At 68.6% G+C, this 13,267-nt stretch carries 14 protein-coding genes; 4 read left to right on the top strand and 10 right to left on the bottom strand.

All coding sequences use genetic code 11. The features are described 5' to 3' along the window. Positions 1-6 precede the first annotated feature (6 nt). The 4 genes from ACNUDN_RS10905 to ACNUDN_RS10890 form a co-directional block, all read right to left on the bottom strand. Positions 7-1,362, bottom strand: coding sequence for a M16 family metallopeptidase (locus ACNUDN_RS10905; protein WP_419121950.1), 1,356 nt, complete (start codon positions 1,360-1,362; stop codon positions 7-9). Next, a complete protein-coding gene (locus ACNUDN_RS10900; RefSeq protein ID WP_419121949.1) occupies positions 1,340-3,610 on the bottom strand; it encodes a polyribonucleotide nucleotidyltransferase in 2,271 nt (756 codons plus the stop codon). The genes ACNUDN_RS10905 and ACNUDN_RS10900 overlap by 23 nt, the downstream gene beginning before the upstream one ends. Before the next feature lie 361 nt (positions 3,611-3,971). Then, entirely contained in the window at positions 3,972-4,241 is a 270-nt protein-coding gene (gene rpsO, locus ACNUDN_RS10895; RefSeq protein WP_419121948.1) for a 30S ribosomal protein S15, read from the bottom strand. Between the two features lie 245 nt (positions 4,242-4,486). Beyond that, entirely contained in the window at positions 4,487-5,545 is a 1,059-nt protein-coding gene (locus ACNUDN_RS10890; RefSeq protein WP_419121947.1) for a bifunctional riboflavin kinase/FAD synthetase, read from the bottom strand. Between the two features lie 91 nt (positions 5,546-5,636). Between ACNUDN_RS10890 and mntR the strand changes: the two genes are divergently transcribed. Together mntR and ACNUDN_RS10880 are read left to right on the top strand one after the other, a co-directional pair. Beyond that, on the top strand, positions 5,637-6,356 hold the full coding sequence (mntR, locus tag ACNUDN_RS10885) for a manganese-binding transcriptional regulator MntR (RefSeq protein ID WP_419121946.1): 720 nt from the start codon (positions 5,637-5,639) through the stop codon (positions 6,354-6,356). Between the two features lie 12 nt (positions 6,357-6,368). Further along, the gene (locus ACNUDN_RS10880; protein WP_419121945.1) at positions 6,369-6,800 is read left to right on the top strand and encodes a type II toxin-antitoxin system Rv0910 family toxin; all 432 of its coding nucleotides are present in this window, start codon (positions 6,369-6,371) and stop codon (positions 6,798-6,800) included. Positions 6,801-6,883: 83 nt separating this feature from the next. On the opposite strand, the gene ACNUDN_RS10875 is transcribed toward ACNUDN_RS10880, so the two are convergent. The 4 genes from ACNUDN_RS10875 to pptH all read right to left on the bottom strand — a co-directional run bounded on the left by ACNUDN_RS10875 (position 6,884) and on the right by pptH (position 9,884). Next, complete coding sequence (locus ACNUDN_RS10875) at positions 6,884-7,303, bottom strand: CBS domain-containing protein (protein ID WP_419121944.1); 420 nt, start codon at positions 7,301-7,303, stop codon at positions 6,884-6,886. A gap of 64 nt (positions 7,304-7,367) precedes the next feature. After that, positions 7,368-8,249, bottom strand: a complete 882-nt coding sequence (truB, locus tag ACNUDN_RS10870; protein WP_419121943.1) for a tRNA pseudouridine(55) synthase TruB — start codon at positions 8,247-8,249, stop codon at positions 7,368-7,370. Positions 8,250-8,262: 13 nt separating this feature from the next. Continuing rightward, entirely contained in the window at positions 8,263-8,940 is a 678-nt protein-coding gene (gene pptT / locus ACNUDN_RS10865) for a 4'-phosphopantetheinyl transferase PptT (RefSeq protein ID WP_419121942.1), read from the bottom strand. Next, positions 8,937-9,884 carry an ACP phosphodiesterase PptH gene (gene pptH / locus ACNUDN_RS10860; RefSeq protein ID WP_419121941.1) on the bottom strand — a complete coding sequence of 316 codons (948 nt, stop codon included), beginning with the start codon at positions 9,882-9,884 and terminating at the stop codon, positions 8,937-8,939. Before pptH ends, pptT begins: the two co-directional genes overlap by 4 nt. Before the next feature lie 198 nt (positions 9,885-10,082). On the opposite strand from pptH, the gene ACNUDN_RS10855 reads away from it, so the two are divergent. Then, a complete protein-coding gene (locus ACNUDN_RS10855) occupies positions 10,083-10,667 on the top strand; it encodes a DUF3558 domain-containing protein (RefSeq protein WP_419121940.1) in 585 nt (194 codons plus the stop codon). A gap of 131 nt (positions 10,668-10,798) precedes the next feature. Then, the gene (locus ACNUDN_RS10850; RefSeq protein ID WP_419121939.1) at positions 10,799-12,439 is read left to right on the top strand and encodes a CocE/NonD family hydrolase; all 1,641 of its coding nucleotides are present in this window, start codon (positions 10,799-10,801) and stop codon (positions 12,437-12,439) included. On the opposite strand, the gene ACNUDN_RS10845 is transcribed toward ACNUDN_RS10850, so the two are convergent. Both ACNUDN_RS10845 and ACNUDN_RS10840 read right to left on the bottom strand, forming a co-directional pair. Next, positions 12,428-13,000 carry a DUF1802 family protein gene (locus ACNUDN_RS10845; RefSeq protein WP_419121938.1) on the bottom strand — a complete coding sequence of 191 codons (573 nt, stop codon included), beginning with the start codon at positions 12,998-13,000 and terminating at the stop codon, positions 12,428-12,430. The two genes, ACNUDN_RS10850 and ACNUDN_RS10845, sit on opposite strands and share 12 nt — an antisense overlap. Further along, entirely contained in the window at positions 12,997-13,263 is a 267-nt protein-coding gene (locus ACNUDN_RS10840; protein ID WP_419121937.1) for a DUF2277 domain-containing protein, read from the bottom strand. The genes ACNUDN_RS10845 and ACNUDN_RS10840 overlap by 4 nt, the downstream gene beginning before the upstream one ends. Positions 13,264-13,267: the final 4 nt, after the last annotated feature.

The raw sequence follows: 13,267 nt of genomic DNA, 5'->3' as shown, positions 1-13,267 counted from the left end.
TACCGGTCAGCCCCCGATGGTCTGCAGCGGCCGCGGCAGTGACCGCTTCGACCGCACCGGACCGAGCACCGCACCACCGAAGGGCCGAGTCAGCAGTTGCCGCGCCACGGCGTTGACCTCGTCAAGCGTCACTGCCTCGATGCGGGTCAACGTGTCGGCGATGCTGCGATGCTCACCGTAGTTGAGCTCGCTGCGTCCGATCCGATTCATCCGTGAGGCCGAATCCTCCAGGCCGAGAACAAGTCCACCGCGCAACGACCCCTTGGCGATCCGGCACTCGTCGGCGGTGAGCCCGTCGCGGGCCACATCGGCGAGCACATCGGTGGTCACCCGGACCACCTCGTCGAAGCGCTCCGGAAGGCATCCGGTGTAGATCGACAGCGCGCCGCTCTCGGCGAAGGTGTCCACGGTGGAGTACACCGAATATGCCAGCCCGCGAGTCTCCCGGATCTCCTGGAACAGCCGCGAGCTCAGGCCGCCGCCGAGCGCGGTGTTGAGTACCGACAACGCCCAGCGGTGTTCCCAGTGCCGGCCGGGCGTCCGGACGCCCAGAGACAGGTGGGTCTGCTCGGCGTCGCGCCGGACCACCGCCAGGGTCGGCCGGCCGCCCACCCGCCCGGCGCCCTTACGGGGCGGAACCGGGCCTCGACCGCGCTGCAGTCTGCGGCCGAAGTGCTCACGCACCAACCGGACGACCTCGTCGTGGTCGACGTTGCCGGCCACCGCGACGACCATCCGATCGGGCGTATAGCGCCGCTGGTGAAACGAATGCAGCTGTGCGCGCGTCATTCCCGAGATCGATTCGACACTGCCGATGACCGGCCGTCCGACCGGATGATCACCGAACATTGCCGACAGGAAGACGTCACCGAGGGTGTCCTCGGGATCATCGTCACGCATGGCGATCTCTTCGAGCACCACATCGCGCTCCAACTCGACGTCCGTCGCGGCGCAGCGGCCGTTCAGCACCACATCAGCCACGAGGTCGACGGCCAGCGCCAGATCCGAGTCCAGCACATGCGCGTAGTAGCAGGTGTGCTCACGGCTGGTGAACGCGTTGAGCTCGCCACCGACCGCGTCGACGGACTGCGCGATCTGCACCGCGGTGCGGGTGGGCGTCGCCTTGAACAGCAAATGCTCCAGGAAGTGCGCGGCACCGGCCACGCTGCGTCCCTCATCGCGCGATCCGACGTTGACCCACACCCCGACCGACGCCGAATGCACCGACGGAAGGTGCTCGGTGACCACACGCAGGCCACCGGGCAACTGCGTGCGGCGCACCGCCGTCGACTTACCAGCCGACCCGCCACCGCGACGTCCGCGCAGCAGCGCTCCCGAGCTAGCTGCCGGCGGTCGCGGCATCAGCGGGTGCGGGTGCCTCTGTGCCGGCTGCCTCTGCGACCTCGTCCTCGGCGACGAGGACGAGCGAGATCTTGCCGCGGTTGTCGATGTCGGCGATCTCGACGCGGAGCTTGTCACCGACCTTGGCGACGTCCTCGACCTTGTTGATCCGCTTGCCGCGGCCCAGCTTGGAGATGTGGACCAGACCGTCGCGCCCGGGCAACAAGGAAACGAACGCTCCAAAGTCGGTGATCTTGACCACCGTGCCCAGGAACCGCTCGCCGACCTTGGGTAGCTGCGGGTTGGCGATCGCGTTGATCTTGTCGATCGCGGCCTGGGCCGCCTCACCGTTGGACGCACCCACGAAGACCGTGCCGTCATCCTCGATCGAGATCGACGCGCCGGTCTCCTCGGTGATCGAGTTGATCATCTTGCCCTTGGGCCCGATGACCTCGCCGATCTTGTCGACCGGCACCTTGATGGTGGTGATACGCGGTGCGTACGGGCTCATCTCGTCGGGGGCGTCGATCGCCTCGGCCATCACCTCAAGGATGGTGATCCGGGCGTCCTTGGCCTGGGCCAACGCATTGGCCAGCACCTGCGACGGGATGCCGTCGAGCTTGGTGTCCAACTGCAGAGCGGTGACGAAGTCCTTGGTGCCCGCGCACTTGAAGTCCATGTCGCCGAACGCGTCCTCGGCGCCGAGGATGTCGGTCAGGGTGACGAAGCGTCGTTCGACGCCGCCACCTTCCACCTCGACATCGTCGGACACCAGACCCATCGCGATACCCGCGACCGGCGCCTTCAGCGGGACACCGGCGTTGAGCAGCGACAGCGTGGAGGCACACACCGAACCCATCGAGGTGGAGCCGTTGGAGCCCAACGCCTCCGACACCTGCCGGATGGCGTACGGGAACTCCTCGACGCTGGGCAGCACCGGCATCAGAGCGCGCTCGGCCAGCGCGCCGTGGCCGATCTCGCGGCGCTTCGGCGAGCCGACGCGGCCGGTCTCACCGGTCGAGTACGGCGGGAAGTTGTAGTGGTGCATGTAGCGCTTGGAGGTCTCCGGTCCCAGCGAGTCGATCTGCTGGGCCATCTTGACCATGTCGAGGGTGGTGACGCCCATGATCTGGGTCTCACCGCGCTCGAACAGCGCGCTGCCGTGTGCCCGCGGGATGACCGCGACCTCGGCCGACAGCGCCCGGATATCGGTCACCCCACGCCCGTCGATGCGGAAGTGGTCGGTCAGAATCCGCTGGCGCACAAGCTTTTTGGTCAGCGAGCGGAAGGCCGCGCCGATTTCCTTCTCGCGGCCGGCGTACTGCTCGGCGAGCCGCTCGACGACCTCGGCCTTGATCTCGTTGGTGCGGTCGTCGCGCTCCTGCTTGCCACCGATGGTCAACGCCTCACTCAACGCGTCGGTGGCCACCGACGCGACGGAGTAGTAGACGTCCTCGGCGTAGTCCGGGAACACCGGATAGTCGGCGGTCTCTTTGCCGGCAGCGCCGGCCAGTTCGGCCTGCGCGTCGCACAGCGCCGCAATGAACGGCTTGGCGGCTTCCAGCCCTTCGGCCACGACGGCCTCGGTGGGCGCACCGGCTCCACCGGCGACGAGCTCGATGACATTCTCGGTGGCCTCGGCCTCGACCATCATGATCGCGACATCGTTGGGGTCCTCGCCCACCTTGCGGCCCGCGACGACCATGTCGAACACGGCCTTCTCCAGCTGCTCGACCGTCGGGAACGCGACCCACTGACCTTCCACGAGCGCGACCCGCACACCGCCGACCGGACCGGAGAAGGGCAGACCGGAGATCTGGGTGGACGCCGAGGCGGCATTGATGGCCAGCACGTCGTAGAGATCCTTGGGATCCAGGCTCAGCACGGTGACGACGACCTGGATCTCGTTGCGCAGCCCGCTGACGAACGACGGGCGCAGCGGCCGGTCGATCAGGCGGCAGGTCAGGATCGCGTCGGTGGACGGACGGCCCTCACGGCGGAAGAACGAACCGGGGATGCGGCCCGCGGCGTACATACGCTCTTCGACGTCGATGGTGAGCGGGAAGAAGTCGAAATGCTCCTTGGGAGCCTTGCTGGCCGTGGTGGCGCTGAGCAGCATGGTCTCGTCGTCGAGGTAGGCGACGACGGCACCGGCGGCCTGCTGCGCCAGCCGGCCGGTCTCGAAACGGATGGTGCGGGTGCCGTAGCTCCCGTTGTCGATGGTGGCGGTGGCTTCGAACACGCCGTCTTCGATTTCAACTACAGACATAGACGTCCGTATGGCCTCTCTGATTCACATCAGCGGTTTCGCGTGAGCACGCGCAAAGATGCGGCAGGTTCCGGGCCGGACCCGGCAAGCCGCCGCCCCGGATGCGTCGACGGCCGTCGATCGAAGCTGCCGGAGTGTTGCTCCGGCAGCCACTACCGAAGACCGCGCGATCGGGCGGTTCGTGTCATGTCACGCGGGAACGGTGCACGCGGATCTGCGAGGACCGCACCCAGTTGTTGGTGCCGTAGGCAGCCGAACGCACCCATGGTACATCCCGGCCCGCCCGAAACCCCTAATCCGGGACCGGGGGACCGCCCGTGACGGACGATCCCCCGGTTTCGGAGAACAAGGGCGGGCTGGGTCAGCGGCGCAGACCCAGCCGCTCGATCAGCGAACGGTAGCGCTCGACGTCGACCTGGGCGACGTACTTGAGCAGCCGGCGGCGGCGGCCGACGAGCAGCAGCAGACCGCGCCGCGAGTGATGGTCGTGCTTGTGCATCTTCAGGTGCTCGGTCAGGTCGACGATCCGCTTGGTCAACAGCGCGACCTGCGCTTCCGGGGACCCGGTGTCGGTGTCGTGCAGGCCGTACTGGCCCAGGATGTCCTTTTTCTGTTCGGCAGTGAGCGCCACGAGACAACTCCATCAATTCGGTCCGCGAACATTCGGCGGTAGCGAAATCCCTCGACGTGGTTTCGAACCCCGATAACGGCGCGGCCACCGCGAACTGCAGCACGCGCCAGGTCGGCAGGGAGTCTAGCAGCGCCGGTCGGCGACCGGCGAATCCGGCCAGGCCGGTCGGCGACCGGCGAATCCGGCCAGGCCGGTCGGCGACCGGCCCACAGGGGTGCTCGGCGGGCCGACCCGAAGGGGCCCTCTCAGCGGGCCGACAAGATGGTGCGGGCGCGGTCGGTGTCGGCGCCCATCGCGGTCACCAGATCGGTGACCGAGTCGAATCGCTGCTGTCCGCGCAACCGTGCCACGAAATCCACCGCGACGTGCTGGCCGTACAAGTCGGCAGTGGTGTCCAGCACGAACGCCTCGACGGTACGGGTGCGCCCGGAGAACGTCGGGTTGGTGCCGACCGATACCGCCGCCTGGTACCGCTCCCCCGGTGTCACGGTGCCGACCACCGGGCCGTGCCCGAGCACGGTGAACCACGCGGCGTACACGCCGTCGGCGGGGATTGCCGAGTACATGGGCGGGGCGACGTTGGCGGTCGGGAACCCGAGCCCGCGACCGCGGCCGTCGCCGCGCACCACGACACCCTCCACCCGGTGGGGTCGGCCGAGCGCCTCGGCTGCGGCCACCATGTCCCCGGCATCGACGCAGGACCGGATGTAGGTCGAGGAGAACGTCACGGTCTCTCCCCCGAGGGATTCAGCACCGAGGGATTCAGCACCGAGGGATTCAGCACTGAGAGATTCAGCACCGAGAGATTCGGCCCGCAAGGGTTCGGTCTGCTCGGAGACCAGGGCCAGGGAGTCCACCGCGAAGCCGAACCGCTCACCGGCCTTGCGCAGCAACTCGACGTTGCCCGCCGCCTTCTTGCCGAAGGTGAAGTTGTCCCCGACCACGACATCGACCACGTGGAGTCGTTCGACCAGCAGTTCGTGGATGTAGCGCTCCGGCGTGAGCTTCATGAAGTCCGCGGTGAACGGAATCACCAGGAAGACGTCGACGCCCAGTTCCTCGACGAGCTCGGCACGTCGGGTCAGCGTGGTCAGCTGTGCCGGATGGCTGCCCGGAAAGACCACTTCCATCGGATGCGGATCGAAGGTCATCAACACGACCGGAACCCCGCGCGCCCGCCCGGCCTTGACCGCGCGACTGATCAACTCCTGGTGCCCGCGATGGACACCGTCGAACACACCGATGGTGACGACGCATCGGCCCCAGTCTGTGGGGATCTCGTCCTGCCCCCGCCAGCGCTGCACGCCGCTAGCCTACGACGCGGCGTCAACTCCGGCCCAACGGCGGCCGAGCGAAAGCACCGGATCAGGTGATGATTGCCTAAACTCTCCGGTTGTGAGTCCTGACGGCAGCCACGGCGCCCCCTCCGATCTGTCGACGGTCGCCCAGGATTATCTCAAGGTCATCTGGACCGCCCAGGAGTGGTCACACGAGAAGGTCAGCACCAAACTGCTGGCCGAGCGTATCGGCGTGTCGGCGAGCACCGCATCGGAGTCGATCCGCAAGCTGGCCGACCAGGGCCTGGTCCATCACGAGAAGTACGGGGCGGTCACCCTGACCGACGCCGGCCGCCGGGCCGCGCTGGCCATGGTCCGCCGGCACCGGTTGATGGAGACATTCCTGGTCAACGAGCTCGGCTACGGCTGGGACGAAGTCCATGACGAGGCCGAGGTGCTCGAGCACGCCGTCTCCGACCGGATGCTCGACCGGATCGACGCGAAGCTGGGCTACCCGACCCGCGATCCGCACGGCGACCCCATCCCGGCCGCCGACGGCAGGGTGCCCACGCCACCGGCCCGCCAGCTCTCGGACTGCCGGGACGGTGAGGCGGGCACCGTGGCGCGCATCTCCGACGCCGATCCCGAGATGCTGCGCTACTTCGACACCGTCGGCATCTGTCTGGATGCCCGGGTGCGCGTGGTGGCCCGCCGCGATTTCGCCGGCATGATCTCGGTGGCCGTCCACAACCCCGGTCGACCGGACCCGGACGGACCCACAGAGACCACGGTTGAACTGGGAAACCCTGCTGCGGAAGCGATTTGGGTTGTTGCATAGGAGCGCTCACTGATGGCCAAGCTGGAGTTGTTCCGATCGTTGGCGATGTCGGCCGACGACGCCTGGCAGCATGTGTCGGACCTGTCCTCGCTCGGGGACTGGATGACCATGCACCAGGGGTGGCGCTCGGAGCTGCCCGCCGAACTCGGCGTCGGCACCACCATCGTCGGAGTTGCCGGGGCCAAAGGGATGCGCAACCGGGTGACGTGGACGGTCCGCGAGTTCGACCCGCCGTCGGCGCTGGCGATCAGCGGCGAGGGTGTCGGCGGCACGCGGTACAAGCTCGCGATGAAGGTGGCCGACACCGCGGAGGGCTGCACGTTCACCGTGCGGATGGACCTCGGCGGCGCCCCGCTGTTCGGTCCGATCGGCGCCGCCGCGGTGCGAGCGGTCAAGGGCGACATCGACAGGTCGATCAAGGAGTTCGAGCGGCTCTACGGGTAGCGGCGGACCCCATGCCGCACGCGGTACCCGGTGGGCGCGCATCCACGCCGGCGCGGCGAGCGGCCGCGCATGTGCTCAGCGGTTCAGCCGAGCGCGCTCGGGTCGGCGTCTGCGGCGTACACCCCGAGCAGGTCCCGCGCCGAGACGATGCCGACCAGTGCCCCGTCGCGCTCCACCAGGACGTGCCGGATGTAGCGGTCCATCATCCGCGTCGCCACCCTGGCGACTGTGTCGTCGGCGTCACACCAGATCAGCTTCTTGCTCGCCACCTCGGCGGCCGGCACGCCCGCCGGGTCCTGGCCGGACGCCACCACCCGCACGACGTCGCGCTCGGTCACCAGCGCCTCGGGCCGCGGATCGTCTCCGACCACGATGGCACCGACCCCACCGGTGGTGATCGCCGCCGCCACATCGGCGACGGTGGCGTCTGCGGGCACCCGGACCACCGAATCCCCGGTGATCGTCGAGACCAGGATCGAACCTGCCGCAGGAATCTCAGTCATGGGTCCATCGTCGCACCTCAACCGGAACCGTGGTCGACGCCCCCTGGCCGTTGCGCGCTCCGCACTACAGCGTCGCCGGACGCAACACCACCACCGAGCGCGTCCGGTCACCGTGATCCGACAGCAGCGCGACGACCCGGCCATCGGGTGCGGTGGCGGCGTACACGCCGGCGATGCCGGCCGGCGGCAAAGCACGTCCGTGGCTGGCGAATTCGGCTTCGGCCGCGGTGACGTCACGCCGCGGGAACGCGCGCAGGCACGCCTGATCCAGCGAGTACGACAGCTCCGGTGATTCGGCGAGTTGCTCGAGGGTGCGGGCCTGCTCCAGGCCGAAGTCGCCGACGCGGGTGCGCCGCAGCGAGACCAGGTGACCGCCCACGCCGAGTGCGGCGCCCACGTCGCGGGCCAGCGCGCGGATGTAGGTGCCGCTGGAGCAGTCGATGCTGACGTCGACGTCCACCAACGCGGCCACTCGCCGCACCGCACGCACCTCGAACCGGTCGATGCGCACCGGCCGGGCGGCCAATTCCACGACCTGCCCTTCCCGCACCATCCGGTAGGCCCGCTTGCCGTCGACCTTGATGGCGCTGACCGCCGACGGAATCTGGTCGATCGGACCGCGCAGCGGCGCGATCGCTTTCTCGATATCCGCGTCGGCCACCCGGGAAGCCGAAACCGTCTGCAGCACTTCACCTTCGGCATCTTCGGTGGAGGTGGTCTGACCGAGCCGGATGGTGGCGTCATAGGACTTGTCGGTCGCGGTGAGCAGACCGAGGATCTTGGTGGCGCGTTCGATGCCCACCACCAGCACGCCGGTGGCCATCGGATCAAGGGTTCCCGCGTGCCCCACCTTGCGGGTGCCGAACAACCGGCGGCACCGGCCCACCACGTCGTGGCTGGTCATACCGCCCGGCTTGTCGACGATGACGAGTCCCGCGGCGCTCACGGCAGCCGGGCCGTCACAAGACGATGCCGGTCAGGGCGATCCCGTTGCGGACCGACCACCGTCCCGCCAATGCGGTCAGCGGTGGACCCGATTCGGCTTCCGGGTCGATCAGGATCTTCGATCTGAATGTGCCTGCCTGTCCGGAGGAGTCGACGTCGAAGGTGATGTGGGCGTCCTCGAAACCCAACCACCGGTGCGTCAGCGGAAACCACGCCTTGTAGGTCGCCTCCTTGGCGCAGAACAGCACCCGATCCCAATGCACCCCCTCGGGCATCGCCGCCAGTTCATCGCGTTCGGCAGGCAGGCTGATCGCATCCAGCACCCCGTGCGGGAGCACATCGTGCGGTTCGGCGTCGATGCCCAGCGATCGCACGTGCGCCCGCCGTCCGACCGCAGCGCCACGGAAACCCTCACAATGGGTCAAGCTGCCGACGATGCCGTCGGGCCAGCACGGTTCGCCTTTGTCCCCCTTGAGGATCGGCGCCGGCTCCGCCCCGAGGTCGACGAGCGCCTGGCGCGCGCAGTAGCGAACCGTGATGAACTCGTTACGCCGCTTGGGCACCGACTTGGCGATCAGCGGTTCCTCCTCGGGCAGCGGGGCTAGTTCCCTTGGGTCGGAGTACATCTCAGCCGCTGCCAGAGCGTCGATCTCACCGGGCAGTACGCCGGAGAGCAGGGTTGCCGCGATCACGACCGGTCCTTGATCCGTTGCGCCACCTTGGCAGCGCTGTCGCGCATCTCCTGGGTGATCTGGAAGTGGCCGCCGAACTCGTTGAGGTAGCCGGGCGCGTACTTCGGGTCGGGCAGGATCTGCCGCAGCCAGCGATAGGGCCTGCGCCGGCGCCACTCGCGCGGATATCCGACCGACACCTCCTCGAAGCGCACTCCGTCGTACCACGTGGTGCGCGGGATGTGCAGGTGCCCGTAGACCGAACAGACGGCGTTGTAGCGGGTGTGCCAGTCCGCGGTGGCGGTGGTGCCACACCACAGCGAGAATTCCGGGTAGAACATCGCGTCGCAGGGCTCGCGCACCATCGGGAAGTGATTGACCTGGACCGTGGGCATCATCCAGTCCAGGTCTTCGAGCCGCTTCCGGGTGTCGTTCACCCGATCGTGGCACCAGGCATCGCGCGTCGCATAGGGCTCGGCGGAGAGCAGATACTCGTCGGTGCCGACGATGTTGCGTTCCTTGGCGATCGCCAGACCCTCGGCCTTGGTGCCCGCGCCCTGCGGCAGGAACGAGTAGTCGTACAGCAGGAACATCGGCACGATCGTGGCGGGCCCGCCCTCCTCGGTCCACACCGGGAAGGGGTGTTCGGGTGTCACGATGCCCATCTCGTCACACATGTTGACCAGGTAGTCGTACCGGGCTTTGCCGAAGATTTGCATCGGATCCCGGTTGGTCGTCCACAACTCGTGGTTACCGGGCACCCAGATCACCTTGGCGAACCGTTTACGCAGCAGGTCCAGTGCCCACCGGATCTCGTCGGTGCGTTCGGCGACGTCACCGGCCACGATGAGCCAGTCGTCGGGTGACGCCGGATGCAGCGACTCGGTCACCGGTTTGTTGCCGGTGTGTCCGGTATGAAGGTCACTGACCGCCCACAGCGTCGGGCGTCTTTCGTCAGTGGTCACGACCCCTCAGCCTACTGGTGACCGCCGGGCGGTCACCTCCCGGCAACTAGAACAGGTTCTAAGTTCTCGCCCAGGGCGGGACGCCGGCCCGTTACACTCCGAGGCACGACGGTGTCGGTGACACGACGGGTTGCCTGCACGACGTGCGAGACGAGGCGCGGCCCAGCCGGGGCGGCCACGAGAAATCCAGGGGGTGTGATGGTCGCCAAGCTGCGACTGGTCTCGGCGCTGTGCGCGCTGGTCGCAGCGGTGGTCGTGGTCGGGCAGACCACACCGGCCGGGCCTGCCGATCCGGGCAGCGTCGACCTGCGCTCGACGTTCGCCCCGCTCCCCGGTGCCACCACGACCATCAAGTATCCGGTCCTCGACCTCACTGATCCGGACCCGTTCGATCCGTGCCGGGACATCCCGCTCAATGTCGTCGAGCGCATCGGGCTGGCCTACACACCTCCGGCGCACGAGGACAGCCTGCGCTGCAAGTACGACGCCGGGAACTACCAGATGGCCGTCGAGGCGTTCGTATGGCGCAGCTACGAGGAATCCCTGCCGCCGGACGCGGTGGAACTCGACATCAACGGCCAGCGCGCGGCCCAGTTCTGGATCATGAAGCCGACCGACTGGAACAACCGGTGGTGGATCACCTGCATGGTCGCGTTCAAGACCAGTTACGGGGTGATCCAGCAGTCGCTGTTCTACTCGCCGATCTACTCCGAGCCGGACCCCGACTGCATGCAGACCAACCTGCAACGCGCCCACGAACTCAGCCCGCACTACATCTATTGAGATCGACCGAGATCGACCGAGATCGACCGTGATCGACCGAGATCTCCTGAGCCCGGCAGCTCAGCTCGGAGCCCGTGTCGTCGACCACCGGAGCCCGGGACCACGCCGGGCGAATCAGTAGCCTCGCTGGGGTGACCGTTTCACAGGCCGCACTGTCCGCATTCGACACCGTCCTGGGGACCCTCGGGCTCCCGCCGCGCACCACGGACTTCGTCGTCGAACGCCGGGTGCCGGTGCCGATGCGCGACGGCGTCGACCTGATCGCCGATCACTACGCGCCGGCCACCCCTGACCCGGCAGGCACCCTGCTGGTGCGCTGCCCCTACGGGCGCGGCTTCCCGTTCTCGGCACTGTTCGGAGCGGTCTATGCGGCGCGTGGCTATCACGTGGTGTTCCAGAGTGTGCGCGGCACCTACGGCTCGGGCGGACAGTTCGAGCCGTTCGTCCACGAGGTCGCCGACGGGGCCGACACCGCGGCCTGGCTGCGCGACCAGCCGTGGTTCACCGGCACGTTCGCCACGATCGGGCTGTCCTACCTCGGGTACACCCAGTGGGCGCTGCTCACCGAGCCGCCGCCCGAGCTTAAGGCCGCGGTGATCACCGTCGGCCTCGGCGATGCCAGCGGTCCCCGCTGGGGCACCGGGTCGTTCGGGCTCAACGACTTCCTCGGATGGAGCGATCTGGTCAGCCGTCAGGAGGATCCGAACCGGCTGCGCACCCTGGTTCGGCAGGCCGGTGCCCAACGGCGGGTCACCAAGGCGTCGCTGGAGCTGCCGCTGGGCGCCGCCAGCCGCGCCCTGCTCGGTGAGGGCGCACCGTGGTTCGAATCGTGGCTCGACCATCCCGAGGCCGACGACCCGTTCTGGACCAGGATCGCCGTGCGGGACGCAGTCGAGAACGCCGAAGTCCCGGTGCTGTTGCTGAGCGGGTGGCAGGACCTGTTCGTCGACCAGACGGTCGAGCACTACCGCGAGCTCAACCGCCGCGGTGTGCCCACCGGTCTCACCGTGGGCCCGTGGACGCACAGCCACATGATGACCAAGGCCGCGCCGACGGTGCTGCGCGAAACCCTGGACTGGCTGGCGACCCACCTCGGCGGCGCGCCGCCGCAGCGCCGCTCCCCGGTCCGCATCCACCTCAGCGGGCAGGGTTGGCTGAATCTGCCCGACTGGCCGCCGGCGATGCCGGAGCTGGTCCTGCACCCCCAGCCCGGGGGCGGCCTCGCACCCGAGGCACCGGACGCCGGCCACTCGGCCACCTTCGTCTACAACCCCGCCGACCCGACGCCCACCGTCGGCGGCCGGCTGCTCTCCCCCGCGGGCGGCTACCGCGATGACACCGCGCTGGGCCGGCGCGCCGACGTGCTCACATTCACCGGCGCGCCGCTGACCGCCGAGCTGCACGTGGTCGGGGTGCCGGTGCTCGAGCTGGCACACTCGTGCGCCAACCCCCACAACGACCTGTTCGTGCGGATCAGCCAAGTCGACTCCGGTGGCCGGTCCCGCAACGTCAGCGACGGCTATCTGGCCTCGGCGCCGGACACCGGCACCATTCGCATCGAACTCGACCCGGTCGCGTGGACGTTCCCGGCCGGCAGCAGGATCCGGGTGCTGATCGCCGGCGGTTCGCATCCGCGGTTCCTGCGCAACCTCGGCACCGGCGAACCGGTGCGCGCCGCAACCACTTTCGCGACCGCACGACACACCGTGGCACTCGGCGACGCCACCCGGCTCACGCTGCCCGCAGGCACCCGCCCGCCGTTAGCCGACTGAGGCCCGCACCCGCGCGGCGACGTCGGCGAGGTCGGCGTTGGTGTGCACGGGCTCGCCCCACACCGGGCTGACCGGAAGGGCGACCCAGCTCGAGCACCCGCGGTAGGCCGGGGTGCGCGGCACCGTCAGCGGCTCGACCAGCGATGTCGCCGACACCACAAGTGCGGTCAACCGGTGCCGGGGCCGGAAGTCGAGGCGGTCGGACCGAACGGATGCGCTGGTCCAGATATGCAGGGATGCAATCTCGTCGAGCCGGTCGGGCCTTTCGACCGGCACCGCGGCCACCACCCTGACGCCGGCGCGCAGCACCACCGCCGCGTCGGTGCTGTCGGCGGCTGCGGATTCGAGCAGGTCATGGTGATCGGGACGGACGCGTTCGGCGTGGCTGTGCGCCACCGTCGGGAACAGCAGGAATCGCGACCCGGCCAGTTCGGGAGCCACCTCGAAGCGTTTCTCGTGGATACCGCCCTTGCGCAACAACACGGTCTGCCGTCCGTCGAGCAGCGCGTGAACCGCCGCACTCCACTCCTTGAGGGCGGGGTGACCGACGGTGGCGGTCATCCCAGGTTCAGCCGGGCACGCACCTCGGGACGGCGCAGCGGCGGAACGGTCTTCGGTGGCTGTTTGCGTGGCGGCAGCCCGTCGAGCAGACGCCGGGTCGATGCGGTCACCTCGGCAACCGCGGTCTCGAACGCGGCGATGTTGGACGACGTCGGCCTGGTGATGCCGCTGACCTTACGGACGTACTGGCGCGCCGCGGCCTCGATCTCGTCGGCGGTGGCGGCCGGTTCCAGACCCCGCAGCTCGGTGATGTTTCGGCACATGGCC

It is taken from the genome of Mycobacterium sp. smrl_JER01 (genome assembly GCF_048513595.2).
Lineage (GTDB): Bacteria > Actinomycetota > Actinomycetes > Mycobacteriales > Mycobacteriaceae > Mycobacterium.
Note: the sequence above shows the minus strand (reverse complement) of the source record. Positions and strands in the feature narration are given on the sequence as shown.